31 protein-coding genes are annotated in these 26,389 nt (G+C 57.7%); 12 read left to right on the top strand and 19 right to left on the bottom strand.

The window, feature by feature from the left end:
- The 10 genes from FIV03_RS15500 to FIV03_RS15455 all read right to left on the bottom strand — a co-directional run bounded on the left by FIV03_RS15500 (position 1) and on the right by FIV03_RS15455 (position 10,911).
- On the bottom strand, positions 1-621 hold the full coding sequence (locus FIV03_RS15500; RefSeq protein ID WP_152510185.1) for a hypothetical protein: 621 nt from the start codon (positions 619-621) through the stop codon (positions 1-3).
- Positions 621-2,729 (bottom strand): hypothetical protein, encoded by a 2,109-nt coding sequence (locus tag FIV03_RS15495; protein WP_152510184.1) that lies wholly within the window; start codon positions 2,727-2,729, stop codon positions 621-623. The genes FIV03_RS15500 and FIV03_RS15495 overlap by 1 nt, the downstream gene beginning before the upstream one ends.
- Positions 2,730-3,386, bottom strand: coding sequence for a hypothetical protein (locus FIV03_RS15490; protein WP_152510183.1), 657 nt, complete (start codon positions 3,384-3,386; stop codon positions 2,730-2,732). It abuts the gene before it with no gap.
- A 56-nt stretch (positions 3,387-3,442) separates the two neighbouring features.
- Positions 3,443-3,715, bottom strand: coding sequence for a hypothetical protein (locus tag FIV03_RS15485; protein WP_152510182.1), 273 nt, complete (start codon positions 3,713-3,715; stop codon positions 3,443-3,445).
- Positions 3,716-3,805: 90 nt separating this feature from the next.
- On the bottom strand, positions 3,806-4,759 hold the full coding sequence (locus FIV03_RS15480; protein ID WP_152510181.1) for a phage capsid protein: 954 nt from the start codon (positions 4,757-4,759) through the stop codon (positions 3,806-3,808).
- A 156-nt stretch (positions 4,760-4,915) separates the two neighbouring features.
- Positions 4,916-5,818, bottom strand: coding sequence for a hypothetical protein (locus FIV03_RS31600; RefSeq protein WP_173013863.1), 903 nt, complete (start codon positions 5,816-5,818; stop codon positions 4,916-4,918).
- A 4-nt stretch (positions 5,819-5,822) separates the two neighbouring features.
- On the bottom strand, positions 5,823-6,185 hold the full coding sequence (locus FIV03_RS15470; RefSeq protein ID WP_152510180.1) for a hypothetical protein: 363 nt from the start codon (positions 6,183-6,185) through the stop codon (positions 5,823-5,825).
- Positions 6,186-6,211: 26 nt separating this feature from the next.
- On the bottom strand, positions 6,212-7,801 hold the full coding sequence (locus FIV03_RS15465) for a portal protein (protein WP_152510179.1): 1,590 nt from the start codon (positions 7,799-7,801) through the stop codon (positions 6,212-6,214).
- 30 nt (positions 7,802-7,831) lie between these two features.
- The gene (locus FIV03_RS15460; RefSeq protein WP_152510178.1) at positions 7,832-9,847 is read right to left on the bottom strand and encodes a hypothetical protein; all 2,016 of its coding nucleotides are present in this window, start codon (positions 9,845-9,847) and stop codon (positions 7,832-7,834) included.
- 386 nt (positions 9,848-10,233) lie between these two features.
- Positions 10,234-10,911 carry a hypothetical protein gene (locus FIV03_RS15455; protein WP_152510177.1) on the bottom strand — a complete coding sequence of 226 codons (678 nt, stop codon included), beginning with the start codon at positions 10,909-10,911 and terminating at the stop codon, positions 10,234-10,236.
- Positions 10,912-11,543: 632 nt separating this feature from the next.
- On the opposite strand from FIV03_RS15455, the gene FIV03_RS15450 reads away from it, so the two are divergent.
- Complete coding sequence (locus FIV03_RS15450) at positions 11,544-12,050, top strand: hypothetical protein (RefSeq protein WP_152510176.1); 507 nt, start codon at positions 11,544-11,546, stop codon at positions 12,048-12,050.
- An 11-nt stretch (positions 12,051-12,061) separates the two neighbouring features.
- The gene (locus FIV03_RS15445; protein WP_152510175.1) at positions 12,062-12,571 is read left to right on the top strand and encodes a hypothetical protein; all 510 of its coding nucleotides are present in this window, start codon (positions 12,062-12,064) and stop codon (positions 12,569-12,571) included.
- A 779-nt stretch (positions 12,572-13,350) separates the two neighbouring features.
- Here the strand turns inward: FIV03_RS15445 and FIV03_RS15440 are convergent.
- The 4 genes from FIV03_RS15440 to FIV03_RS15425 form a co-directional block, all read right to left on the bottom strand.
- Positions 13,351-14,370, bottom strand: a complete 1,020-nt coding sequence (locus FIV03_RS15440) for a hypothetical protein (RefSeq protein WP_152510174.1) — start codon at positions 14,368-14,370, stop codon at positions 13,351-13,353.
- Between the two features lie 102 nt (positions 14,371-14,472).
- Positions 14,473-16,299 (bottom strand): hypothetical protein, encoded by a 1,827-nt coding sequence (locus FIV03_RS15435; protein ID WP_152510173.1) that lies wholly within the window; start codon positions 16,297-16,299, stop codon positions 14,473-14,475.
- Positions 16,300-16,419: 120 nt separating this feature from the next.
- On the bottom strand, positions 16,420-16,929 hold the full coding sequence (locus FIV03_RS15430; protein ID WP_152510172.1) for a hypothetical protein: 510 nt from the start codon (positions 16,927-16,929) through the stop codon (positions 16,420-16,422).
- Position 16,930: 1 nt separating this feature from the next.
- Positions 16,931-18,091, bottom strand: coding sequence for a toprim domain-containing protein (locus FIV03_RS15425; RefSeq protein ID WP_152510171.1), 1,161 nt, complete (start codon positions 18,089-18,091; stop codon positions 16,931-16,933).
- A gap of 56 nt (positions 18,092-18,147) precedes the next feature.
- On the opposite strand from FIV03_RS15425, the gene FIV03_RS15420 reads away from it, so the two are divergent.
- Positions 18,148-18,846 carry a hypothetical protein gene (locus FIV03_RS15420; RefSeq protein ID WP_152510170.1) on the top strand — a complete coding sequence of 233 codons (699 nt, stop codon included), beginning with the start codon at positions 18,148-18,150 and terminating at the stop codon, positions 18,844-18,846.
- Here FIV03_RS15420 and FIV03_RS15415 read toward each other — a convergent pair.
- Positions 18,776-19,018 (bottom strand): hypothetical protein, encoded by a 243-nt coding sequence (locus tag FIV03_RS15415; protein ID WP_152510169.1) that lies wholly within the window; start codon positions 19,016-19,018, stop codon positions 18,776-18,778. The genes FIV03_RS15420 and FIV03_RS15415 overlap by 71 nt on opposite strands.
- A 5-nt stretch (positions 19,019-19,023) precedes the next feature.
- Entirely contained in the window at positions 19,024-20,313 is a 1,290-nt protein-coding gene (locus tag FIV03_RS15410) for a hypothetical protein (RefSeq protein WP_152510168.1), read from the bottom strand.
- Positions 20,314-20,368: 55 nt separating this feature from the next.
- Here FIV03_RS15410 and FIV03_RS15405 point away from each other — a divergent pair, with 55 nt between their 5' ends.
- Positions 20,369-21,052 (top strand): hypothetical protein, encoded by a 684-nt coding sequence (locus tag FIV03_RS15405; protein WP_152510167.1) that lies wholly within the window; start codon positions 20,369-20,371, stop codon positions 21,050-21,052.
- 11 nt (positions 21,053-21,063) lie between these two features.
- Here the strand turns inward: FIV03_RS15405 and FIV03_RS15400 are convergent, their stop codons facing one another.
- The 3 genes from FIV03_RS15400 to FIV03_RS15390 are packed head-to-tail and all read right to left on the bottom strand — an operon-like array spanning position 21,064 to position 22,074.
- A complete protein-coding gene (locus tag FIV03_RS15400; RefSeq protein ID WP_152510166.1) occupies positions 21,064-21,573 on the bottom strand; it encodes a helix-turn-helix transcriptional regulator in 510 nt (169 codons plus the stop codon).
- The gene (locus tag FIV03_RS15395) at positions 21,563-21,865 is read right to left on the bottom strand and encodes a hypothetical protein (protein ID WP_152510165.1); all 303 of its coding nucleotides are present in this window, start codon (positions 21,863-21,865) and stop codon (positions 21,563-21,565) included. Before FIV03_RS15395 ends, FIV03_RS15400 begins: the two co-directional genes overlap by 11 nt.
- A complete protein-coding gene (locus FIV03_RS15390; RefSeq protein WP_152510164.1) occupies positions 21,862-22,074 on the bottom strand; it encodes a helix-turn-helix transcriptional regulator in 213 nt (70 codons plus the stop codon). The genes FIV03_RS15395 and FIV03_RS15390 overlap by 4 nt, the downstream gene beginning before the upstream one ends.
- A gap of 126 nt (positions 22,075-22,200) precedes the next feature.
- Between FIV03_RS15390 and FIV03_RS15385 the strand changes: the two genes are divergently transcribed.
- The 8 genes from FIV03_RS15385 (at position 22,201) to FIV03_RS15350 (ending at position 26,383) form a co-directional block, all read left to right on the top strand.
- A complete protein-coding gene (locus tag FIV03_RS15385; protein WP_173013862.1) occupies positions 22,201-22,533 on the top strand; it encodes a helix-turn-helix transcriptional regulator in 333 nt (110 codons plus the stop codon).
- A 423-nt stretch (positions 22,534-22,956) separates the two neighbouring features.
- Positions 22,957-23,274: a hypothetical protein gene (locus tag FIV03_RS15380; RefSeq protein WP_152510162.1), complete on the top strand. Its 318-nt coding sequence runs from the start codon at positions 22,957-22,959 to the stop codon at positions 23,272-23,274.
- Positions 23,271-23,600 (top strand): hypothetical protein, encoded by a 330-nt coding sequence (locus tag FIV03_RS15375; RefSeq protein ID WP_152510161.1) that lies wholly within the window; start codon positions 23,271-23,273, stop codon positions 23,598-23,600. The genes FIV03_RS15380 and FIV03_RS15375 overlap by 4 nt, the downstream gene beginning before the upstream one ends.
- Positions 23,597-23,818 carry a hypothetical protein gene (locus FIV03_RS15370; RefSeq protein WP_152510160.1) on the top strand — a complete coding sequence of 74 codons (222 nt, stop codon included), beginning with the start codon at positions 23,597-23,599 and terminating at the stop codon, positions 23,816-23,818. Before FIV03_RS15375 ends, FIV03_RS15370 begins: the two co-directional genes overlap by 4 nt.
- Positions 23,815-24,081 (top strand): hypothetical protein, encoded by a 267-nt coding sequence (locus FIV03_RS15365; RefSeq protein ID WP_152510159.1) that lies wholly within the window; start codon positions 23,815-23,817, stop codon positions 24,079-24,081. The genes FIV03_RS15370 and FIV03_RS15365 overlap by 4 nt, the downstream gene beginning before the upstream one ends.
- A gap of 151 nt (positions 24,082-24,232) precedes the next feature.
- On the top strand, positions 24,233-24,562 hold the full coding sequence (locus FIV03_RS15360; RefSeq protein ID WP_152510158.1) for a hypothetical protein: 330 nt from the start codon (positions 24,233-24,235) through the stop codon (positions 24,560-24,562).
- On the top strand, positions 24,552-25,916 hold the full coding sequence (locus FIV03_RS15355; RefSeq protein ID WP_152510157.1) for a hypothetical protein: 1,365 nt from the start codon (positions 24,552-24,554) through the stop codon (positions 25,914-25,916). The genes FIV03_RS15360 and FIV03_RS15355 overlap by 11 nt, the downstream gene beginning before the upstream one ends.
- Positions 25,917-25,975: 59 nt before the next feature.
- Positions 25,976-26,383 carry a helix-turn-helix transcriptional regulator gene (locus FIV03_RS15350; RefSeq protein ID WP_152510156.1) on the top strand — a complete coding sequence of 136 codons (408 nt, stop codon included), beginning with the start codon at positions 25,976-25,978 and terminating at the stop codon, positions 26,381-26,383.
- Positions 26,384-26,389: the final 6 nt, after the last annotated feature.

The following is a 26,389-nucleotide window of genomic DNA, read 5'->3' as shown; positions in this document are numbered from 1 at the left end:
TTACCCCCTTGCGAAAACGTCTGCGCCGAAGGAAAGCCCCTGGATCAGCGCTTGCTGCCGTGCGCTTTTCCGGGCACGGCGGCCGCTCAGCTTGTATTGCGACGTGCGTTCGTCCAGCCGGTTCAGCCGGGTTTCCTCGGTTGCGTTCTCGCTGGTCAATTCCCGGTCTGCATCCCGGAAGGCTTCCTTGCGGGCAACGGCCGGCGTGCCGAAGCTCAGATCCACTCCCGAAGCGGCAAAGGCCGTTTCCTGTTCGGAGACGGCTTCAACCAGATCCCGCTTCAGGCTGGTGCGCCGCTCAATGGCTTGCAGGGTTTCCAGCGGCTTTTCGGCCTGGGCGTCTTCCGCCTTGGCCTCAAACACGTCCGCGTCGTGTTCGCCCGCGTCAATGGTCGCCATCATGCCGAGCAACGTCGCACCACCTTGCAGCAGGGTAGAAAAGAGCGAGCCGCCGCTGAAAGCCCCACCGGCAGTGCCGGCCGCGACCCCAGCTCCTGTTCCTACAGCCGTTCCAACGCCAGCAGCCGTGCCGGCCGCCGCTGCGGTTCCGGCCGCTGCTGCGGTTCCGGCCGCTGCCGTGCCTGCGCTGCCAAGCCCTAAAAGTGCAAACGGTAACTGCATTAGAGTCTTGCCTCCGGTGTATAGTCCAGCACCCTCAGCATTCCCGGCCGGGTCTGCGTGATGACCACTGTCGGACCCATGACGTGGCCCGGGATCGCGGTGCGGCGAACTTTTTTGCGCTTTGCCGGCATCGGCTTCGACATGTCATCGCCGGCATCGAGCAAGGCGATGTCCCGAGGAGATGCCCCGTTCGCGCCAATGGCGATGCTTTCGGTGTTGAGCACGTTGGCAACAACGGAGTGGATCCGCCCGGGCCGGTGCAGGATTTCTTCGTTTGGCAGCACCTTGAACAGCGGCAATCCCTCATAGAAGGGGGGCTGCCAGAGACCGGCCGTTACATTGTCGTAAGGGTCGCCGAGGTCTATCGCCCCGCCTGTCACGGTGTAAGGTCCCAGAATGTAGCCGTCAGCGCGTGCCCAGACTTCCTTGCCTTCCCAGAGATCAAGACCCGAAAATTGCCCGGCCAGATCCGTTGACCCGCGCACAGCCCCCTGAAACAGGTTGAGATCCTGTTCCTCCATGATTTCATGGGTCACGATCCCGGCACGGTCGATTGTCAGCCAGACCTGGTTCTGTCCATCGACCGAGGACCCGACCACCTTCCCGGCAAGAGCAGCAACCCATTCGCAGAATGCAACAATCTCTTGGTTCTTGATGATGACGGCCAGGACCAAGCGACCGAAGGCATCGCGCAACCACAACCGCCCGGCATCATTGTGACGCACTTTTTTCTGAAGCGCGCCACCTTCAACGTCCCTGATTAGGTGCGAGGCAAGCAGACTTTCCGGCTCTGCCCCGAACCGCGTTGCCACGTCGTCATAGACCATGGAATAGAGCGCCTGGCCGACGTCGAAGTTTTCCGGCTCGTCATCGCTGCGCCGACCGGATGAGACAAAAAACACCCGACCTTCCATTTCGAAAGGCGGTATCTGCGGATGGATGCCATGGGTCGAGGTGCGCACCCAGTTGACCGGCTCATCCGCCTTGATAACGCGATTTGAGACGAACCATTCGGCCTGGTCAGTGAAGCCGAGCAGATAAATGCCCTCATAAACGAACCGCACCCGCTCGGAAGTTTCCGTACGCAAGGCTTCCAGGCGGGCCGCGCTGTCGCCGGAGGCCTCGATGTTCAGATCGAAATATTCGCCGACCCGGGACATGGCGACAGCGCCACCGCGCGCCTTAGGTCCGTGGTAGATCGCCCGATCTTGAAAAAGATCCATACCCTCAAACCAGCCACGTTCATCGCTCACCAGCGGTTCGCCATGGGTTTCACCGATCTCGCGGTGATAGGACAGCACCGAGGCATCGGCCGTGTTGAGGATCCGCGCATTGAGCGAATATTCCGCGCCGGAGAGATCACCACCAAAGGTGACCCGCATCAGCCGGTACCGGGTCTGGCCCTTGCTGCCCTCATCAGACACAGTCAGATCGTCGCTAAGGCTCGGCAGGTCGCGCAGCTCAGTCTGCAGGGCCGTGGCAAATGCCGCCCATCCGCTGGTTAGATCGGTGATTTCGATACTGTTGATGAACTCGCCATCCACATCCACATCGATGACGATGGTGCTGACGCCTTCCGACCAGCGAATACCGATCTCCCAAACATCATCGTCCTTGGCATAAACACCGCCGAGATCGACATCCGGTAGCTTGTCATACGGCCAGAGATCCACGGTCCACACTGTGTCATCAGCCGGATCGCGAAACAGCCGGATCGTTTCCAGGTCCTGGTGAAACACCCCGAACGTATTCGCCTCCCCGTAGAATTTCAGCTCGGGTAGAAGATCCACCGTGATTGCGGCAATTGCCTTGGTCGCGACTTTCACCCGGTCATTACGGAAGATATCGACCTGTCCGGGCGAGAAAATCAGCGTATAGGACAGAGTCGGCGTCACTTTCAGAACGCCATGTTTCACCGTCGCGGATGCCGCCTCCTGGATGAGAGCCGTGCCCGGTAAAAGCCGAAAGCCGGACTGCGGGACCGGCTCGACATTCTTCATTTTCTTGGCTGCGGAATACCACTGTTTCAGCGTCACCTTGCCTTCAAGGTCCGGGCTGAATTCACCGGCGTTGCAGGAGCTTTTGAGCGTGCCCGGCTGGCTGGTCATCTAGAAGCCTCCGTGCCAGGGACCGGAGCACCGGCCCGTGTCGCCCCCATGCGCGCGGCTCAGCGGCTCGGCGTCGGCGATGGAAGATCCAAGCGGTGAGGACGCCCGGTCCTGAGACATGAGACGACCAAATTTACCGCCGCTCCCCTCTTGAGAAGGCGTGCCGAAGGCCTCGCGATGCTTCTCGACCTTCAGGTCCATACTCTGCAGGATTGGCACCGCCAGATAGCCGGCAAGCGCCGTCACGAAGGCATCGCGCCATCCTGCATCCCAGCTCGCGGGCTCCAACTCGACCTTGCAACGCGCCCATACCGTGGTTTCGTTGCAAAGGATCAGGTTGCCTTCACGGTCGAAGCTGCGCAGCGGATCCGGGCTGTCGCCGGCACGCCTGAGGATTTTGAGAGGCTCGCCGATACGGTCACCCGGCAGGGAATGCGCGTAGGCCCAGCCAGTTTCGGGCGGTTCCGTCAGCCGCTCCAGTTTCCGGGTACGGCGAAAATCTTTCCAGTCATGCAGGGAAACGCAGCGATCAATCGCGCGCTGCCAGCTCTGATTGACGGCGTCGGCCAGGTCCGGATCGTCGTCCTGGGTAAAGGTTGTGAAATGGCCGATTTCGGAAAGCGCCATGTTCACGATTGCGGCCTTGTCTATGATCATTTCACACCCCGGAAGAAAATACGGCCGGGCCTGTCATTCGGCCCGGCCGGTCAGGATCAGGCCGCAGCGGGCGTCAGATCAGCTGTTTCAACGTCGTCACCGACAGCCGCCACAGTCACCCGGGCAATGACAAGCTCGGGAGTGCCGTCGGCATCCGCGATGGCTTCGATGATGTCACCAACGCGAAGCGTGTTGACGCTGTCGTTGAAATAGGCGGCCGTCAGCATTTCGGCCTTGGTGTGGTTGGTCGCGTACTTGTACCAGCTGATATAGCCGTTGGCGGTATGCGTTTCCTTGTAGCGCTGCAGCGCCAGGGGACGATGTGCCATGGTGAAGTCTCCGGTTTGGCAAGTTGGTTCTCCCCATCACGGGGAAGAAAGGAGGCCGGGCGACCGGCCCCCAGATGGCTTATACCGACGTTATGCCGGGCGGGTGGCCGCGTTGATCGCCTTGAAGCGAAGACGCTTTACCTGTTCCGGCAGGATGCCGATGGCAGCGCCATCGAGACCGGCTTTCAGCAGGAAGGGCGATCCTTCCAGTCCCTGCATCTTGGTCACCTCGACGGTGTCCTGGAACCAGTCCATCTGCGCGCCCATGGCTTCCTTGGTCCACATGAACGTGTCGAGGTAACCGGCCGCATTGAACGGCAGATGACCGGCGCCCGTGCCGAACTTGCCCGTGCCGTACTGGAAATATTCATCCGGCAGGGTGAAGATATGGACGCCGTGCCGGGTGACCTTGCGCACGTTGTCCATCTTGGCGAAGGGCAGATCCTTGTCGCCGACGTAATCCGCGTTCGCGAATTCCTTGTACATTTCCAGCTGGTCCATCCAGACGCCCGGGATCGGCCAGTAGAGTTGCTCATCGGCACCGGTGCCCTGGATCCGGGTCGCGGCGGTACGGAAATCCAGAAGATCGATGATTGCAGACCCGTCGCCAATCGTCTCGACCGTCGTCGCGCCGAGCGTCAGGTACGAGGAGCCGCTTTCACAGAACACCGCCAGGGCATCGAGTTTCAGGAAGTCCTTCTTTTTGTTGATGGACTTGGAGAATTCATTGGCGACCTTTGCCTGTTCCTTCGGCCCCTGCTTGCGCAGATCCCGGGACTTGACATAGGTCGCGGCCTCATATTCGTCCGTCGTGATCGGGACGGTATCCATGGTCGCCTGGGAGGTCTTAACGTTCTGGATAGCACCGGAAACCTTGACGACTTCGATTGCGCCGCTGATCACCGGGAAACGAACCACGCCGGCCGCCTGACTGGCATCGCCGGTTTCCATGGTTTCGTCGAGATAAGCGCCCTTGACCTTGTTGCGCTCACGGACCCGGACAGTCAGCAGGTCCTCATACCACTTGTAAGATGTATCGGCCATTTTTCGCCCTACCATTCGAGTGACTAGAAAGGTTCACCGGAGGGCCGATTAGCCGGAACGCGGCAGGTCCGGTGAAGGATAGCCGCCGCGTGGTCCAGGTCGCTCCCAAGCCAGTTGCGAAATTCTGGCAGGAGCCAGGAGACGTTAAGTGGGGTTCTAGGCGTGATAGGCCTGAAGGTCGGCCTTGTACTGGTCGTAACTCTTTGGATCGAAGTCCCTATGACTGGGATTGTTCTTCGGCTCGGCCCCGCGTGCCAGGAGCGCGGCATGCGCATCCTGGGAGGCAGAACCACCATGCCCAGCCTGCGGACCAGGCCCACCGCCGATCTTGTTGCGCATCGCTTCGAAGAAGGCATGGCCGAGCGCGCTATCGCCAAGCTCCACCTTGACGTGCTCGGCCATATCCTTGGAGATGCCGCTCTTTTCATCGCCAGCAAGCAGGTCCAGCCAGCCGAAATTTTCGTTCATCCGCCTTTCGCGGGCGTGCTGTTGCTGCTGGGGCGACAGGTGCTTCGCATGATCCGGCGTCAGCGCCGCCCGCTCCGCCTCGACATCAAGAGGTTCTTCCAGAAGCCCGGCATCTTGCGCGGCCGTGTAGAGTTCCGTTGTGAGCGTCTGAAACGTGTCCACCGGCAGGCGCAGTTCCTTTGCTTTCTCGGACACCTTGCCGAACAGCGGATCATTGGCAAGCGCGCCGAGATGCGGCCGCAGTGTTTCAGGAACGTTTTCCTCATTGAACGTCGCATAGGCCGTGTGATCTTCCGGCACATTGGCGTCCCGGTCGCGATAGCCGTCCAGCGCCTTTTTCATGTTGTCGATGGTGCCCTGGTCGTTCTCGCCAAGATAGTGCTCGGCGAGACCCTCCGGGCGGTAAAGCTGGATCGCATCGCCGCCTGCAGCGGGATCTGCAGCACCGCCAGCAGCAGGATCTGCAGCACCGCCGGCCGCCGGATCGGCACCGCCACCGGCTGCGGGATCCACAACATCGCCGCCGCCGGCAGCACCGGAACCTTCGCCCGTGTCGAAACGCAGGAGATCCAGGTATTTGAACCTGTCCATGTTCTTAGTCCTCTTCTTCCAGGAGCTTTTGGCCGCGTACGACTTCGGCCAGGATGACGGCCGCAAAACCGTCAATGCCTTCTTTCTGTTTCACCTGCAGCGCCACCGCCTCGCAGCTTGTAGCCTGCGTGGTAAAATGCTGCCGAAGCGAGATATCCATCAACCATTCGAAGACGGCACGCCCGCCGGGGTAGAGCAGCAGCTTTGCCAGTGTCCGGGCGACTTCGTCCGGAGCTTGAAGCCGGTCGCGGGGAACGACCGGTTCCATGAGCTTTTCGATCCCGACGAAGCCAGGACCGGCGACCTGGTCGAGCATCATGTCCAGGGGCTGCGCCAGGCGCTTGCCGAATTGCGGTCCGCCGCTCATGCTGCCTGCGCCTGTTGCTGCGCCTGCTAGGCAATCATATCGGGTGCTTTTTCCGCCATCCGCTGGCCAAACAGCTCGATGACCTGCGCCATTTTGCGGTTCTCGATTTTCTTCTCTATGTCGGCGCGCTGCTGTTCGTCGGGGATCAGTTCCTTGTCGATTTGCAGGCCGCTCGCGACCCGATCCATGATTTCATCCAGGTTGGCGTAAAGCTCGACCCGTTCGGGACCAGCGATAGCGCCGACGAACTCGATGTAATTGGCGATGGAAGCCAGACGGTCCGCGTTGAGCGCGGCCGCCATCGGCGACTGCACTTCAATCGTGTGCAGAAGCTGGTCAAGCTGCATCGGCACCTGGCTCATGACGCCGAAGCCGTGCAGGATCTCGATGGAACGCGGCACGATGACAGGCATGATCTCGCGCACCAGGCGGCCGAAAGCGCCGATATGGATATCGGCTTTCTGCCGGAGCCGCGCCGTGATCTCGCTGGCGGCCCTGGGCGTGCCCTGGTAGTCGGGCAACCGCGTGTCCAGCATCGCTTCGCGGATCTGGTCCTGGTAATTGCCGATCAGCATACGGGCCACGTCCTGGCGGCCGGTCGCCGTGTCCAGGCGCTGCACGTCAGGACCCAGCATGCCACCGGTCGATTGCATGGACCACATTTCGCCAGGCGCGATCCGGACCGTATCCGGGTTGAAGGTGCCGCCGGCGCGATAGCCCCAAATGCCGAGCATCTGAATGGCCGCCGCTTTCAGGGCGATTTCCTGCGCCTTGTTGACCGTGCGGATCGACGGCAACGCCGTCAGCACGACGACGCGGCCGTAGGCTTCTCCAGGCACGCGATAGTACCGCGGTACGGCGATTGGCTGCGTGCGATAGGCCTCGTGATCGATAAGGCTGTCTTCGCCCTCGACATAGGCGACAAAATGCCAGCCATATTGCCAGCCGCGCGGATCCCTGAAGAAATCCTGGACAACTGTCAGTTTCGTGTTCGGCGTGTTCCGGTGCTTGTCGATGAAGCTTTTCTCAAACTTGCCGTGTTGGAATTGCTCGCGGACCTGGTCATAGGTCATCTGCTGTTTCCAGGAGACAAGCAGCGGCTGGCCGACATGATCGACGGTTATTGCCACCTGATCGAAGGGGATCGCGGCGAACATCAGCGGCCGGTCAGGTGTCCCCTTCAACGGCAATATCGCCCCAGTCCCAACAGACAGATCGATGCAGGTTTCGTGGATAGCCGTATCGAAATCCCCGGCCAGGAAGAACGGGTGCAAAAGCTTCGATTGCCGCTCCAGAACCCGGTTGTAAGATTTGGTTTCTTCCTTGCGGAGGGCGGCGGCCGTCACCGGCCCGGCCTGAATGGAAAATGTCGGCTGTCCCGACGGGAAAAGATCGCGCTGCAGATTGCCGGCAAAATGCATGGCGCTGGTTGGCGCTGTCATGTCATAGAGATGATCCAGCTGCAGGGCGACCGATCCGGAACCACCCGGTCGACGCATTGGCACAGCCCATCGATAGGCCTCATCATAAAGTGCCGTCCAGCCACCCCGGTCGTTCCAGGCCTCTTTCGAGCGCTGCTGGAGGCGGGAAAGCGGCATCCCGAATGGCGCACTCATGTAGCGTCACCCAGTGTCTGGCCGGCATCCTCAAACAGACGCCGGCCTTTCGGAGCTTTCCGACGTGTCGAGGCACTCGCTTGCCGATCCGCCTCGCTCTCCTGCTGGAGCTGGCGTTCCTGGGCAATCCTGTTTGCTTCCCGGCTCCTGCGGGCGTCTTCCGTCGCCGTCCCCGTGTTGCCCTTCTTGCCGCCACCGATCAAGGGTGCCATCTTGCATTCTCCCGCTAAAAAGCCATTTTCCGGGCGTGTCGGGATCCGGCACGAAGCCGGTCAGCCGCGCCATTCTCTCCCCGGGCTTGTGCCCCGGGCGGACGCGGGCCGACACGATACGGTTAGTGTTGGCGACCCGGTTCAAGGTTAAGTGCGCGATCCGCATGATGCGGCGCATGTGCGGCCGGGCCTTCGGATCGACGGCAAAACAGCACTCGTATTCATCGCTCCCCAGGGGAAAGAGGTAGCCGACGCACAAAAGGTCATTGCCAGCGTAGATCGCGGCCGACTCGGCATCCGAGCGCATCCGGATGATGACCTTGCGGGCATACCTGGTCGGTGGCGCCAACGTAAGGCAATCGTCGTAGGAAGTCGGGCAGACATACTGCAGGGCGTCATGCGGGTGCGAGTACATGTTTTTCTTGACCGCCAGAACGTCTGTTTCGCCGGCGCTTGCCTGTTTCGTCAGCTTGTAGTGGGCCGCGAAACCGCCAATGATCATGTCATTGCCCGGGTCGATCTGCATGCGCTCGGTGTTGCCGTCAATCGGCGCACCGAGATACCAGCGCACCGCGTCATGGCGGATCGAGGGTTCATTGGACGGGGCCGGCATGATGTTGAGCGTTAGCGCCCGGGCGACCGTTTCCATGAAGCTCAGTTCATTGTTTTGCCTGTCAGCCCCCCAGAAGGCAGACGGATCCGCCCAGGCTTCGCTGATCGGGAAGCCTGCGAAATCCTTCAGCAGGACTTCGAGGATCATTTCCGAGAACCTGGCCGCCCCGGTACCGGGCTGCGCGCAGATCTCCCGCAGGATCAGCAGCTGACCATTGGGCAGAAACTGCACGATGACGGCGGCCGGGCAGCCACCGGCATCGAGGCCGATGGCGATCGGTAGGGCCTGACGCGGGGAAAGCGGCCCGCTCGCACGGTGCCGTCGCAGGTTGAATTCGGTATAAACCGGTTTGCCGTCAAGAGCATAGCCGAACTGACTATGGACCAGACGCTGCGTGTCGTATTCGGTCTGGGTTGCCAGCTCCAGCTCATAGGAGGAGCGCGGCTTGCCGACCCGGTTTTCTGCCTCAGCGGTCAGGCCGCCAGGTTGCCAGAAGAAGTTGAAGCCGGGTTTCTTTTCCTTGATGTGATAACGGTAGACCCAATTGCCGAGATCCGGCGGATTGCAGTCGCACCAGACCATGCGCGGCAGGATGATTTCACCAGGGTCCCAGGTCAGCCCCATCAGCTCAAAAGCCCGCTGCCCGTCCTTCGAAACCCGCTCGAGCTCGGATGGCGCGATCATGTCGACCGATGGATATCTGCCGGTACGCTGCAGCATCAGCGACGGCACACGCTCGTTCAGCATGTCGCACTCGTTCAGCCAGGCGGCCGAAACCTGGTAGCCCTTGATGAATTTTTCTATGTTCTCATCGCCAATGGCACCGGTCTGCATTTCGAAATCAATCTTGACCTCACCAACACCAGGCCGGCGCGCCGCCCATTGCAGCCGATGCTTTACCGGACGATCCTGGCCGCCCTCGTAATGCACCGTAAACGGGTGATTTTTGGGAAACGCGTCATGCCAGCTATCCAGCGCCGTTCGCGCGAAATCGCGGTAAGTGTCGCGGATGCAGGCAATACGCACGCGCACCCAGCCGTCCTTGCAGACCGGCAGATATTCCGCCGCCAGCTTCGGCCCCTTGTACACCGACGCCACGGTTTTCCCGGAGCCCGCCGGCCCCATGATCGTGTCAATCGGACCGAGCGAATTGAGGAATGAAGCCCCTACCGGCCCCGGCGGCTTGTAGCGCTGAAAATCAATCGCGGGTTTATCACCCATTCCCGGCTCCCTGTACCCGCGCCGCGCACCCCGCACCCGCGTTCCCGAGCCTTAGGATGGCCCCGCCACAAACCGCTTCAGTGCTCGGGAGGGTCGGACAGAACAGAAATGGCCGTGTGTGTGAGGCGGCACCCCCCCCCGGGGAGGGGTGCGGATTTGAGTTTTGAAGGCCGGGATCTGGGCGGCTCGACCAGGACCGAGGCCCCCCCCCCCCATGATCGCGACCAGGCTGGCGGTTCCGGCGACCAAAAAGGCCGGAGCTGGAAACTGCCTTGACCTGCACCACTGATTTCCAATCAGTTGCTCAGCACGTAAAACGTTAGTTAATTCAATGACTTGGTGTTTTCGTGAGACTTCGCTCAGCCAGTCTTACGGCACCCGAAAATCTAAGTATCTGATTTGTCTGGGTTTTCCCGAACCGTGCCGGTAATCGACATCATGCCGTCATCGCCGCCCTGCCCGGCCGCAAACCCGCCGTTGTCGATGACCAGGTAATGCAGGTTCTCTGTCCGCTGGACTTCCTCGGTCGGCCGCTTGCTTTCGAAGTACGGCATCAGCTCGACGTTCGCCTTGCGGATCAGCTCGAGCGCCTCGGCAGGCGTGCAGCTCGCCTCGACCAGCTCACCCGCGCGCGGCCCGGCCTTGACCGTGTACGGCTGCGACAGTTCGCTGGCCAGCTTGTGCGGATCAGCGTTCGCCAGGTCTGCCAGGTTCAGGCCCGGGTGCCGGTACCCCATTCGCAGCAGCGTATCCCTGAAGAGCTGATTTCTCTTATTTCTGGAGCCTTTAGGCCTCCCGCGCCCTTGAGCTTTCTCGAAAGTCTCCGCGACATGCGCGACCGGGCCGGAGAACAACGACGGTTCGTCCTCGAACAGATCAGAAGGCGGTTCGGCCTCCTCCGGCTGGCTCTGCCGGGCCAGGTCATCCAGGGCAGTCTGGGCAACGGCGGCCTGGTCGCCGATCTTGGCGGATTTCTCCGGCTCCGGCTCCAGATCCGCGCGCCGGTGTGCCCCTGGAATAGTCTCATTCCGGTCTTCGTCAGCCATCGCTGATTTGATCCCCATTTGTTTATTCGTTTAGAACTCGGACGACTGAAATAGGCGTTTCCAACCGCAACCTAACCGAGAAAATTCAATGAAATCAGGAATATAAATCTACGGGTTAGAAGTTAGATGGTTAGATCTTCCTGCATGTATGCGCGCGCGTGTACGAAACACTTACCTTACCGGTCCAACCGGCTAACCACATTCCCTACCTCATTGTTTTGATTTATATTTTCAGGTTAGAAGCCATTCCAACCGCTTCTAACCAGTTCTAACCGTCACCGACCCAGGCGGACCAATTGGCGGCAAATCACAGCCTCACACGCTCCCCCTGTCATTAAGTGTTCGCGCCGCACTGCCTCCCCACACGGAAAGGCAGAAGGCCTGCGATCCGCAGGTCTTCGCCGCACTTAGCCTAACCGGCGCGGACCCCGCTTAGAGCCAACCGGGCGCGGGAAAAGACATTAAGTGCGGTGGCCAAATTCCAAGGGATTTGCTGGCCGGGAAAGAGGGCGCGGGTGCACGAGGTCAAAAATAAATTCTGTTTTTCAACGAATTAGAAAAACCACCTGAGCGCTCGTTAACTTGTCATTGATAACAACTTTAAATTGATATAGGGTAACTTTCCTTTACGTAATAAGGGGGATTTAGTTATGAAATACATCAAATTATCAAGTGCCGCGATCATATTTTCACTTCTATCTACAACAGCAGTGCTTGCCCAAGGCGCTGGTGTCTGCAATAGAGCAGCTGAGGAGATTGCTACAAAAGTAAACGAAGACGCAAATAGCTGGGTCGACTCGATTGATCCGTCGTTACCGCAAGATGAGAAAGACGCACTAACACTGCTTTTCAATCGAAACAGAGAGAGGGCTCTCGCTGCAGTTGAGACTCAAAAACAAGCTTGCACTGCGGAATTCAAGCCCCTTCAAGACATGATGGATTCAGTCGTTGCGGTTTACACTGGCGGCTTGTCCACAATCCTGGCCACAAGAATGACGCATGTGGACGTCTCCGAACTTCTCGCCGGATACCCACTAGGGGGACCAAACGCGCTCGTCCCCAAGTTCCGGGAAGACATCCTTAGGGGCGACAGCGGAACAATTGCAAACATTGCGAGAGATCCCTGGAAGTGCCTCACTTTTCAAAGGAAGTGCTAGAGGAGGCTAAAATGAGAGTAGTACATATCGCCTGCTTAGCAGGATTGCTGTGTTTATTTTCACCAAGTCTAGCCAGCGCTCAAGGTGCAGGTGTTTGCGATAGGCAAGCAAATCAAATCGGCATGGGGATTGCCCGAGACACTGCTTTTCGGATAGCCAACGTGCAAAGTTTGAACCTTCCACCAGACGAAATACATGCACTGATTCTTCTTCACCTGAGAGCACGGGATCGAGCATTTCGAGCAGTAGAGCAAATGAGGTTTCAATGCACGCAAAGATATGTCCCAATGCAGCAAATGGCGAATGTGGTCGTTTCAATTTACACTGCAGGGCTCTCTGAGTTTCTCCCACCTCAATTCACATATGTGGATGTCTCCGAAATCATGAATGGAAGGCCGTTAGGGGGACCGACAGCAGTCGTCCCAAAAGCCAGGGACGACGTTTTGGATAGTGTTGGCATTGGCGGAGATGCCAAGAAAATAATACAAGATCCAAAACAAATTCTTCCTTGGAATTGGTGAGCGCAGAAGGAAGCCTCCCTGAGGAGGCTCGGTACAACGAAGGACCAAAAAGCCCTGGTCAGTCAGGGCCTTTTGCCTCTACCAGCGTTGCGTTCCCTTCAAATTCCCACTTACGCTAACTTTGCGACGGAGCGCCCTCTGCGCGCCTACCTAGACGGATATCGGCTGAAGGACTGGCCCGAGCATTCAAAGCCGGGCCTGGCCGCCAAGCGGTGACCGGGCTGACGTCCTCGTTTCTGTCACGATTGCCTTTGCGAAGGAAAACTGCCGCCGCATTCAGGTGCATTGTCTGAAGTGCCAGCAAATGACCGTTATCGACTTTGACCGGTTTCGGGACAGCGAAACTATCCCCGACCTTCCTACACACCATCGCTTCAGGTGCAGCCGCTGCGGCGCGTCTCCTGTGTCGAAAAGCGGCCGGACTATCCGATACTCAGCGGGTCGTCCGAGTGGTATGGATTGACGAACCGAAAGGAACTGGACGAGCACCAAGCTACTTCCGAATGTAGCCCCGCTCCGTCAAGCAGCCATCAAACATCAGATTGGCAAGCGTCGAATGTTCGCAAGAAGTCCGGGACGTGGACCCAAGCGCGGCCTCGGCCGCCTTGCCGGATCGGTCGACTATTTGCGTCAATGATATCTCCACCCCGTACGTTTGTAACAATGTCAAACGAGAATCTCGATTGGAACAAATATCTGCCATTCGAAATTTCAGAGAGTTAGCGCCGACAACGCTCTTGCAGCGAATACGCTGTATGCAAAACGACAATGAAGAGTACTCATTCCGCTTTAGCAGTTTTTTTGCCGAAAATTGCAGATCCAGTCGAACCCGCCGTCTCCGCCAAAGCCTCCCAGAGAGAGTTCTCCAACTTAATTTTCTCAATATCAACCGTCGTCTGCCCCTTCTTCAAGATAAAATTTCTCTCCGTGCCCAATAGAGAAGAAATAGACCTAGAAATTCCATCTTGATCAACGGTGGCAAGACTTATTAATACAGCGATCTCTCTAGATTCTACATTTGTCAGCTCATTTTGCAGATACTTAATTTCACTTAGACTATTTCTATACAACCCCAGAAAGAAATATGCGAAAATCTCCACAACTACAACGAAAGAAAATTTCGAAACATGCAAAAATACATCTCTTGATGTTATCGTGTTTATCGTATCTGAATTAGGAGATTTCAATAAATCTCTAAGTTCAAATACAAAATAACCAAGAAAAAACATTCCTATAACAGCAATCATAATTCCAATAGTCAAATTTAAATTTCCTTGACGAGAAATTCTCCTCACTTCGCCCCCTAACCTTCTCTTGAATTCGTCAAATAAACTCGCCACGTAGTCTTTAATAGCGAAATCATTCTTTATCTCATATTCCTGCCAAAACATTTTTTTCAGTTGATCAAAAGAACCACTTACAACTTCATCTTTAGACTTATCAATAAAATAGTCCAAGTTCGAAACATCTATTTGATTTAATCTTGTGGAAATTCTCTCTATTTCATTACTCAAATAATACAAGCCATCTTTTCGCCTCTCGGATGGCATCTGGAAAAGAGGTCCGACCAGATCACCACGATTTAAGTATGATAAAATTAATCCAAACATTAATAATATTATACCAACGAAAGAAAAAAGAATAAATCCGGAGTAAATCCTCTTATAGTCGATATTTTCTAAGAGAATCTTTATTTCTAGAGGAATAAAATCGCCAAATATCGACAAAGAAATAAAAAGAGCGATAAATATACTAATTAATACTGCCAGATAATTCAGAGATCGTCGAAAAATATTCATTTCAATTCCTCAATGGATGGATTGGCTTCCAAGAAGCGAATATTACATAAAATCAAAGGTTGTAAATTACCAATCCGTTAGTCTCCCTTTCCAACCTTCCTGTCATACGCCCAGCAGGCAGTGTTTCGGGCTGCGCTGGATCTTCACGGTCTTGGCCTGGCCGCCGCGCAGCACCAGGTCCTCAGGGGCTTGTTTCAACGCAGTTGACCATCCGCCTTCATAAAAATCGCTTTCCTGGAACACCTTGTTCAAGGCCGGGTGTTTGCCGGTTGGAACAGCCAGGAACGGACCGACGCCCGCGCTTGCTGCCGGCAGCAGGCCGAGGCCGACCAGCGCCAGGCGTTCGCGCGCGCCGTTGATATCGAACAGCCCGCCGGTGCCCTTTTCGAATTCCAGTAGCACGCCGCCAACGGTCAGCCGCTCGCCGTTTCGATGCGCATCGAGCGGAGCGGCCAGAAGGTGCTCCAGGCACTCCTGCCACTTCTCGACCTGTTCGGTGAATTCGCTCGCCAGGGCAGCGCGCAGGTGATTGGCCAGGCGTTCCTGGTCACTCACTTCAAGGCCGATCTCTTCCAACGCATCCTGGCCAACCACCAATTCGGCTGCTGCCAGCAAGGTGCCGTAGGTATCCATGGCGCGGGCATCGCAGCCTGCCATGTGCAGTGTCGTTTTCCAGTCCGGCAGGATCCGCTGCCCGAATTCGGTCCACCCATCCATAATCTGGCGCAGGATCATCCGCCCATCTGTGTCGTGCACGACAGGTTCCTTGCCCTGTTTGCGCTCCAGCTTCTTCAGGTTCAGGATTGCCATGCGGGTCTTGTCCTGGACGCCCATGGGCGGGGGGATGATCGCCGAGAACATGAAGCAGTTGCGCGCCTGGAAGGTGGTTCCTTCATGGTTTGCCCCACCGCGCGACATGCGCCCGCCCGAGGACGCCAAGCGTGCCAGCTCGATGACGGCCATCGCCTTGGACGAGCCTTTCTTTGCCTCCAGCTCATCGACGGTCACTGCCAGGCTGTCCTGTTTCACATGCTGGTAGATGCCGGCCGCTGTGGTATCGACTAGGGCGAACAGCGATCTATTCAGGATTGCCTGGGTGATCTTGTGCAACGTCGATTTGCCGACACCTGCGCCGCCCGTCGTGAAGATCGCCGGGCGCCAGGCCAGCGCACCGCCCATATAGGCGCAGATCAGCCAGCCCAGGAACAGAACCGGATCCAGATACGGCCGCTCCCAGTTCCAGGTCCTCAGCGTCTGCAGGATCTCGACCGCCGGGCTTTCCTCTGCCGCCACCGGGCTTTCCCAGGGTCGGTCCACGTCCGGCGCGCGGGTGTAAAGATAACCGCCAAGCTCGCCCGGCTCGGCCGCCTGCAGCTCGCCCTTGTCGTCCACCATCCAGAGATATTCGCCGGAGTTCCAAACGTATCGGCCATTTTCTGCCAGCCAGCCGCCTCGACCGCGCACAGCCCGCTCCGGATCAAACAGGCCGCGCCGCTTGCCTTCGTTCACCAGGCAGATCATCGCCTTGTCGCGTTCGACACGATCAACGATATGCACGGTGATTTCGTTGCCGTCGTCGTCTTCCGTCTTGATTTTCTTGAAGGCGGGCCAGGCCCAGTAGAGGTAATTCACATAAGGGGCAAAGAGGCTCGCCAGCGTGCCGAGCGTGCATTTCTCGGCTTCCACCGCGTGCAGCTGCCCCGTGGCACTGACAATGAAGATCGTGTTGCCGTCGTGGCCCAGCACCTTCACCGGGCAGTCCGGAGGCATGTTGTCCCAGGGGGCGCCCATCCACTTGCCTGGGCGGATCCCGTTGCGTTCAACATTCGGATCGGGATCCGCGAAGCTCGCCCGTTCCTCTAGCCGCCGCTGCGCATCCTTGAAATGTGCCTGGATCGCGGCGATCCCCGTTTGCGTCTTCCGTGCCATTCCCAATTCCGAAGTCAAAAAAAGCCGGGCACGAAATACAAGGGCCCGGCAAGGAAGCTGCGGCGTTTGATGAAACCGCAGCCAGGGGACACCCCGGCCGACAGTCCGGGGCGAACGGGATCAGCGGCCTGTAAGTTTCCGGGCCACTTCTGTCAGGGCGAAGGGTTCATCCGCCAGCTCAAGCGTGGTTTCGTCCAGCGCCACCTTGCGCCGCCGGCGTTCCGGCGCCGGAGCTGCGGCCGCCTCTAGGGCCGACTGGTAGTGGTTGGCCTGCAACAGCACACTGCGGAAGGTTTCCACCAGGAACAGCGCCAGAAGCTTTTCGCCATCGAACGGATCGCGCACCAGCTCCAGGTGCTTCAGCATGGCGGCCGCCGGACAGGCCGGGCTCTTGCGCACCAGGAAGCTGACTGAGGCGCATTGTTGCAGGGTCAGGCACGGCGCGTCCTGGTCATCCGCCAGAGCACGGGCCGCCGAACGCTGCGCCCGAAAACCGGCCCATACGGAGAGGTCCTGGGTCAAGGGCTCGGGCGCTGCTTCACTCGCCTCGCCGCCCTCACCTTCCCCGGCTGCGGCCGTTTCTTGCCGCAGGTCTTGATCTTTCTGTTTTGCATCTTCCTTCCTCGCCACGTCAGTAACCCTTTCCGAGATCGGCAAAATCGCTGCCGACATGCGACAGCATCAGGTCCAGAGGCTTGCCGTGGGCCTCAAGCTTGGTGATCGCGTTGCGCAGCTGCGCTTCCGCCTGCGGATTGTTCCAGTCGTTTTCGCCGGCGATGATCACGCAGGAGACGAACGGGAAATTCACCGGCGCATCGCCGATGCCGTTGATGGACCCGCACGCCCAGACACGCGCCTGGGGGATGCCGCGCGCCAGGTGCAGGCAGGTTTCGCGGCCTTCGCCGAGGATCAGCGGGTGCGGTTCGGTCGAGTGCTCCGGCGGCTTGCCTTCCGGCCCGTGGGAAATCCGCATCACGGCGCCCTTGTTCGGGCATTTCATCAGCCGGCTGGAACGCGGCCGGCCCTTGCTGTCCAGCGGCAGCTGCGCCTTATGCGGCTTGAGCGGATCCAGGAAGGTCACATGGTGGTCGGCAAAGATACCGTTCCACCAGCGCATGGCGCTGACAATGGCCGGAAAGCGCGGCCCGTCCTTCACCTTGCGGAAAAAGCCTTTCGGGTCGCGTGTCCACTCGGCCAGCGTCCAGTATTCAACGTCGGGCAGATAGCGGAAGGTTGTTTTGTCCAGGGCGGTGATCCCGTCCAGATCGATCCCGCGTATCTCGATGTCGAACCGCCGGGCGTGGATCTCGGCCGGGCTGCCGGCCCCATAGAGCGCACCGGACAGGAACAGCTTTTCCGCGTCCTTGCGCTTTTTCGCTTCCTTGGCCTTGGCCTTGTCATCCTCCTGCGCCTGGCGCTGCACGGCGCGGCGCTGACTCTCCCGGCGTTCGTCCGCACTCATCCGCTGCAGGCCGACAAAATCCTTTGCCATCGCCATCGCCTGGCGGAAGTCACACCCGTGGATGTATTCGACCAGGCCCAGCACATCGCCCTTGTCGCCGGAGCGGTAGCACTTCCAGGAACCGACCGCCCCGGTGAAATAGACATGCATTTCCGCCGTCTGGCCGGGCTTGTCCTTCACCGGGTTGCTGCAGTTCCAGGTCCGGCCGTTGCGCCGGCCGTCCGGCACCAGCCAGCGGCAGACATCCTCCAGCCTGTCACACAGCAACTGCTTGACCAGCTCGACTTCGGCGCGATCGCTTCGGTCAGTCTTGAAATATTGACCAGTCATGCACTACTCCCAGTGGTTGAGAACGCGCACGAAACATCTACTAACGAGGGGGAAAGATGGAAAAAGATCGAGACTGGGTTGTGCCGGTGGCTGCCGCAGCTTTCGGAGCCATTTTCATGGGTATGATTTTCACTTTCCTCAGAGCAGAAGATTTGCTTCTGACCGAGCGCGGTATCGCCTTGGTTACATGGCTGACTTTTGGCGTAACCACCTGTGCACTCATTGCGGCCTTTGCCGGGGTGATCTACGCCATCCAACAGGCCCGCATCGCACAACAACAAGCACTTGAAGCCCAAAGAATGGGTCTCAAAAATGATGTTGGACTTCTTGTCGACTTTCTCAAGAGTTTCACTGCAGACTTCAATGCCACAAATAGCATTGCAAAAATGGTACTTAGCGAAACAACAGAACTTGCCGAATTGTCCTACAGGATCGCTAACACTGATGACTGGACAACACTTGGCAAAGTCAACCAACTTCCGAAAAACATCTCGAAAGCTTTTATCCAAGACCTGATTTCTTACTTGGAAGCACATCGGATAATCATCAAAAATGCAATACAATTTGTGGAAGTAGGAGAGGTCGATTTGGATGAGGCTCTGGATTACCAGGTAGTACTGAAGAGCAAACATCTTCGAATAGCAGAATGCTGCGTGAACACGCTCACGGAACTTTCGACGAAAGCTATGAAACTTGAGGACGACGCGAAGCATTGCCCCCCCCCTCCTCCGCCAGCGTCTGCAGGCGTTGCTTGATCTTGAAATTCAGCGTGTCGGCCTTGATCCGCGCCACGTCCAGGTCATTGGTGTTGTCGTGGATCGCCTCGGCCAGAACGTCCGCCAGAACGTAGATCACCACCTTGTTGGGCAGGTTCGCGGTCAGAAGATTGAAGGCAGCATAGACCACCGTTTCCTGTTTGTCGGTCACTGTGATCATGTCTCCACCCCACGCATGAAAATGAGGATCCTGTCGGCGCTGCGCAGGGCCAGCTGTTTGTGCACTATGTTGACGACGTTGGCGCTAACCTTCCTTGCGTCTCGATAGTAGCGCCATACCTCTCGGCCATGACATGCAGAGTGTTGGCGACCTGGTACACGTTGACGAGCGCAAAACCCGCCAATGGTTGTCGATCCAGCTTGATTTCGAGAATGCCTATGGACTACCTCCATGGGTTGAAGACTTTGGATCAGTGCATGCGTTTGGGGGATAGAATGAAAGAAGATCGAAGCTGGGTCGCACCGCTGATCTTTTGCACATTCGGCGGTGTCGTTATTGCCGCGATATTCTTGTTTTTGCGGCAGCAGGAACTGATGCTGACTGAGCGCGGCACAGCTATGGCAGCATGGCTCACGCTCGTCGTAACAGCACTTGCCTTCATCGCAGCCTTGAGCGCGTTTTTTGTTGCCATGAAGCAGATGCGCGACGGACAAGCTCAGAAAAATATTTCGATAGTGAATGAGATTAAAGATCGCCTTGAAAGACTTGAAATCGCGAGAGAAACAATACTGAAAACCAGATACATTGGATCTACGATAAAAAATGTAATAGATGGAAAAATAGATACAAAAAATATCACAGAAAAACTTAAAGACTACTCTAAAACAACTCATCTCAATGCGGTTAATATATACACAAAAGACTATTACGGCGATTTGGAAATGGAAAAAAATAATATAAGACACAGAATCATTATTCAAAATACATCGAATAATTTCCACTTTATTGCAGATACAATTGAGAGAACTGGAAAACTTCCGAGTAATCTTAGAAACGTATTCGATATTTCGTTCGAACAATTCAAAGATATCGAGAAGGAATTCAGTCTCGGAATTGAGAAACGAGAAAAAGACCTTCGAACAGAACTCAGGGAGCGGGTCGGTTTTATCTGACCAAACAATCGCCCCTAAAGCCTTCCCATGCTTGTTTCGGCCAGCTTCAAAAAGATAGTCCTGGACGTCATCGCGCAGGTTTTCGATTGCGTTCGCAGCAAGCGAAACGGTGGTAGGCGTCACGCCAGCGGCATAGACCACCGTTTCCTGTGCGTCGGTCAGTGCGATCACGTCCCTACCCCAAGCATGAACATGAGGATCCTTTGGGCGCTGCCGAGAGCCAGCTGTTTGTGCTTTGTGCCCACAGACGTTCGTGTTGGCCGCCTGACGCACGTTGGCAGGCGTTAGGTCTTCCAGCACTTGTCGTTCTTGCTTGATTTCCGGCCTATCCATGGAATACCTCCATGGGTTGAAGATTGGGGATCAGGGCAAGCGTTTGGGGGATGGAATGGCAGAGGAAAAGAGCTGGATCGCGCCGGCGGCGTTTTGCACGTTTGGTGGCATTTTCCTTGTGGCGACTTTTTCGTTCTTGAAGTTGGAAGGCTTGCTGTTCACAGAACGTGGGGCGGCATTGGTGGCGTGGCTGACGCTTATCACCACTATGCTCGCCTTTACTTCGGCGTTGTCTGCACTGTTCATAGCTTTGCGTCAGATGAGAGACGGACAAACACAAGCCGAAATAGCGATGATAGAGAATTTTCACAAAAGACTTGATCGCATCACAAAATACAAAAATTCTGCATTCTACTTCCAACAACGAAGAAACGATTACCTTCCAAAAAAAATAAATGAGGCCACATACGGAGAAATAATAAGAATACCCGAAAATTATTCGAAATTTCTCGACGAAGTAGAAGACATTTTTTTCGAAGATCATTTCGGAGATATTTTCGAAGAACGAATGACGATTTACCCAATTGCACAGGGAATACAGAAGATATTTGCACTCTTTGATGCAATGAAGATACATAAGACGGGAAATCCGGAACTTTTCAAGAATTGCATAAAAGAAGTATTTGATCAATACGATAGTATTCTTGATAGTATTTTTTATGTACAGTCTCACGCAGTAAAGCGAGAAGCTAAAATACGAGGAAAGCTTAGCGAAATTAAGCATAGACATATGGCTTAGCGACAGCATTCCTAAAGCCCTCCTATGGCTGTTTCGACCAGTTGAAAAAGGGGATCGTCGTCGGGCTCGCAGGCGTCTTCGACCCGGCCCATGGCCAGGGAAACGGCGGCATTGGTCAGGCCGGCGGCGGCCGCCAGCTGCGCCTGGGGAATGCCGCAATAGGCATGGGCCACGTAAAGCGCCCGGCCGCGCAGATCGGCGGCCCGCTTCCACACGGGATCGAAGGTCGCCCGGCGGCCCGGGTCCGAGGCCAGAACCTCGGCCACCGGCACGCCCTCGGCCTGGCAGACCAAGCCCAGGCACAGCCGATAGACCAGCAAGGGAAATTTGGGAGGTTCGCCCTTTTCAAACCGGGCAAGGGCGGTCTTGAGCTTGGCGACAGTGTCGCGGCGCGGGTCATATTCCCGCTTTATGATCCTGTAGTAATGGCTCTGATTGACACCAGCGAGCGCGGCAAGTTTGTTTGCGGAAAGCCCGAGATGCCGCCGCCGCCGTTCGATTTGCCAGACCTCATCCGTCATTCGGCTTCGCCCCCGCTTGTGCGGCCTGGGAAGCCTCGGCAATGTGCTTTTTCATCAGGTGCAGGGTTGCCGGCAAAGCGCCCTGCCCCACGGTCACGGAAAAGACCCGTGTCTCCTCGCAGTAGCGCACCCGGCGGAAGGTCACCCCCTTCCAACCGTAATAACCGGCCTGGCCGTTCACATCGTCGAGCACGGATTTATAGAACTTGGCCGGCTCGCCCTCTTGCGGCAGCAGATCCGACACGGTGACCTCGGTTGCGAAGTCAGACAGAGGAGCAAGGGCGGCACTCATGCAGCGCTCTCCTGAAGTTCCTCATATGCCTTCAGGAGCCTGTCTGCAGATATGTCCACCGCTTCCTTAATCAGAAGGAGGTTTCGTGCAGACGGGAATTTCCAGCCATAGATCCACGACTTGTACGGGCTCAGTTTGCACCCGATCCTGTCGCACATCTCCTGCATCGTGAGATTGTTATTCTTGCGGTATTCTTCGAGTGGATGCATGCAAGCTGGCCTCCGTGGAGTGATTTGCGGCTTGCATTTTGTTACCTATGGTGACAGTTTATCAACTGCGAATGTCACCATTAGTAACGTTTTCAACAGGCGAGAGTTTGTATGCTGTGTCTCGCAATGACCGATTACCCTCACAAAAACGCGCGCCATCCCGTCTACATTTTCGAGTGGCGGAAACAGCGCGGCTTCACCGCAGAGAAGCTTGCGGTAGAGGCGGGCATGACCCGCACCTTGCTCTCCCAACTGGAGACAGGGACGAAGCGTGTGAACATCGATCACTTGATTGCCCTGGCGAAGGTATTGGATTGCCACCCGAGCGACTTACTCCGGTCGCCCGAGGACAAATTCAATTCCCTAAGCCTGCTGTTCGAACACATTCCGACAGACCAGCAAGACAAGGCGCTAAAGCTCCTGTCCGCCTTCAGGGACGAACCCTCCGAGCGCACTTAAGAAACCCACACGGGTTTTTCAGCCGCTAGCACTTAATCAATCCACGTGTGTTTTCAGGGTGCCCGCACTTAACAAACCCGTGTGGGTTTTCGGTCGAACGCACTTAATAAATCCACGTGGGTTTCAGAAAAGGCCCACTTAATTAACCCACGTGGGAACAGCGACAGCCCGCACTTAAAAAAACAACGTGGGTTTCCAGCCGGTCCCGGCTCGAAAATATCACATATTGCCATAATCCCATTTTGCCGGTTCGTTTGTTTTCAAACCTTTAGGGATTTTGAGCACGAATATTTATACCAATACGTGACATTTTTCATTTCGATACCGTAATTAAGTGTCACCTATAGTAACATTTTCGCTTGACAGAAAATGCCACCTATAGTGACAATGCGCCCGTCACCAACTCGACGGGAGAATGGCATCATGCCAAGCACACTTCAGGCCACCAACACCAGAGATCTGGTGATCGGCCTTGCCGAGCTGGCGGAAGTATTGGGCATCACGCCGGAAAATCTGAAACGCACCTGGCTCAAGCTGCACCAGAAGCACGCCATGCCGCGCAAGCATGCCGCTGGCTGGCTGTGGCCGCGCGGGGCCATCAACATCTGGCTGACCAGCCAGGCCGCCGTCAGCGCCGTTCCCGGCAATGACAACGCCGGCGAAACCCCGGCCGACCTGCACCCGCAGCGGGTCGCCGAACAGCGCGCCGCCCTGCACAAGAGCCTGGGGGTGACGTCATGACCCCGAAGATGCGCACAGCCATCAAGGCCGCAATGGCCGCGCCGCACAACGCGGCAGCAGCTACCACTCCCACGCACCTGACACCGTCCGCGCGCGAGCTGCTGCTGGCGCTGGCCGGCAACTCCTGCGCCTGGCGCGGCCGCGGCTGCTGGAGCCCCAAGGGCCACGCGAAATCCTACAAGCTCAATTCCGGCGAAGCGCTTATCCGCCGGGGCCTGGCGCAGGAAGTTTCGGGCAAGGGCACAACCCGCCTGCAGCTGACCGGCGCGGGCGAATGGCTTGCCAAGGAAACCAAGGCCGGCCAGCGCGAAAGGAAGCGGGTATGACCAGGCAGCAATCCCTCATGTTCCAGCTGGCCCAGGCACAGCTGCGGGCGGAACTGAACGACATGGACTTTCCCAAGGACGTGCGCGACCAGACCAACCCGCAACTGGCCGAGGCCAACCACCACCTGCGCGCCGCCAAGGCCGCCTATGGCCGCGTGGCCCAGATCCACCGCGACAACGAGGCCAAGCGGCTGACGTTGCAGGGCGGCCGGGCATGAGCGCCGCCGGCGATTTCTTCGGATCGATCGATCCGGACAGGCTGATGCTGGCAGCCATGGTCGTGGTCGCCGCCCTCTCCATGGTGTTCGGCTGCCTCATGGCCGCCTGCATCTGGGCACTGCGCGGCCTGCACAAGGACCACGACACCATCCAGGAACCGGACCCGTTCTTCGCGCCCGGCTCTCACAACGGCTTGCGCGTTGGCCCCATCCCGGCGCGTACCCGGTCAAGTGAAACATCACGGCCGGGGCCCTTTCAATAACAACAAAATCTCAGGCCACCGGACGCCCCCCCACATTGCGTCCGGCCCGGCCCAACTCCACCGGGACCGCCCGCCACTGGTTCCGGTGTTTTCATGTCAACCTGGGCGGCCTTTGTACCGAGTGGCCGCCCGCAACTTTTGGAGTAACGCTATGACTGACAACTACGGCATCTTTTCGCCGTTGGAGATCCACACTCTCCTGTTCGGCTACGCCCTCGCAAGACCGAGAATACAACTCGGCGAGCATCTGACTGCAAGCGTTGCCCGCGAAGCAGCCTTGAAACACCTCGAAAAGGAAGGCCTGATTGACGAGAACTGGCGGACAACCGAGAGAGGCGACAAACTCGTGCACATGCTTTGCACGACGCCGGCCCCAGTCGCCATCTGGTCGGATCCGCGCAGCATGGAAAGCCGCACCGGGATAGCACCCACGCCTATCCAGATAGTCACTCTGCAGGAGGGCCAGGCCAATGAAGCGTAAGATCTCCATTCCCTACGTGAACTGGCGCGACGGCCGTCCCCGGTTCGACCCCGGTGCGAACCTGCGCGCGCTCGGCTTTTCCGGCACGGACCTGCGCCACCCCGATGGCAACAAGATCACCCCGGCCGAGCTGCAGCCCGGCTCCAAGAACCGGGGCGACTGGTTCGGCCCGGGCGAAGCCATGGACTGGTCGGCCGCCTTTGCCAAGCGCCTGGCTATCCTGCAGAAGGAACAGGCGGCCAGCGAACCGCGCCCGGCGCAAATCAAGACACCTGGTGTTTCCCGGCCGTCCCGGGCAACGGCCCCACGCAATTCCTATCCGCTCAGCCGCTTGAACGAGGACTGGCAGCGCTCGAGCGAGTTCAAGGATCTGGTCGCCGGCACCCGGCGCGACTACGCCAACAAGATGAACGCGATTGCCGAAACCGCGCCCGATGTCTGGGCCAGCGAGATCGATGCGCTTGACCGCGTCATCGTCAAGAGCGTTTACCGGCTGGCGCGCGACCGGCGCGGCAACGCCATGGCCCGCTCGATGATCCGGATCCTGTCATCCGCCATCACCTGGGGCCTGGACGAAGGCAAGTTCCGGATCCGGGAAACCAACCCCTGCCTGAAACTGAAAATGAAATCGCTGGATCCGCGCGTCCGCTTCGCCTCCCGGCAGGAGCTGGAAACCCTGGTCAAGGTGGCCGACCTGGTCAGCCGGCCGGACATGGGCGACAGCTTCATTGCCGCCGTGTGGTCCGGACAGCGCCAGGGCGACAGGCTGGCCCTGCAGGTGCGCGGCCAGGTCAAGGATCGGCTGATCTGCAAGCAGTCCAAGACCGGTGCCATCGTCAACATGCAGATTGCGCCGGAGTTCCAGCGCCGGCGCACGGCCGGGCAGATCCGCCGGCAGGAGGCCGGGGTGGTCAGCAATCAGTTGATCCTGTTCGAAAACACCTGGCAGCCATTCAACCAGAACACCTACCGCCATTTCTTCAACGACATCAGCCGCGTTGCGGTGGGCGGTCTTTGGCAGCTGCCGGACGGCGGCCTGCGTTGCCCGGTCAATGAGGGCTTCAAGTATCTGAAGCACGTCACCATCGGCCCCGTTCAGGGCACCTGCCTGGTGCAGCCTTGCCGCTCGCTCGAGGACTTCCAGGAAATGGATTTCCGCGACACGGCCGTGACCTGGCTGGCCCTGGCCGAGGCGACCATCCCGGAGATCTGCGCGGTCACCGGCCATTCGGTCCAGTCCGCCACCCAGGTGCTGCACCACTACCTGGCGATGCATCCGGACATGGCCGACAGCGCCATCGCGAAAATGGTTGCATGGTTCGAAAAGGACGGTGAAACGGACATAGGCCTATGACAATGATGAGCATCGACACCCCTTTTCCCGTGGGGTAAAACCTGCCTATAACTGTCGCAATGACGCCGAATGAAAGATTGAAAGCAGCCCGCAAGAAAGCGGGCTACCGATCTGCCTCCGCAGCCGCAAAGGACATGGGCATTGCGGTGTCAACCTATATCGCGCACGAAAATGGCCAGAACCCGCTCAGCCTGCAAAGCGCGACCATTTACAGTATGCAGTTTTCGGTTTCCCCGGCATGGCTTCTGACTGGGGAAGGCAACGCGTCCACCCAGGTCGAGGCGGAAACGGCCGAGGCCATGCTTCAGCGCCTTCCTGGGATCGAGGATCCGGAGGCGTACTTGCAGGCATACCGCATCGCGCGCGATGCAGAATACAGCGCACTTAGTGGCCGTGGCGACAAGGAAGTCTTCGCCGAAGTGGTCAGTCTAATCTACAAGATGATCCTGAAAGGCCGTGCCGAATAGAAATAC

The sequence above is a fragment of the Labrenzia sp. THAF187b genome (assembly GCF_009363375.1).
In the GTDB taxonomy this organism is placed as follows: Bacteria; Pseudomonadota; Alphaproteobacteria; order Rhizobiales; family Stappiaceae; genus Roseibium; species Roseibium algicola.
Note: the sequence above shows the minus strand (reverse complement) of the source record. Positions and strands in the feature narration are given on the sequence as shown.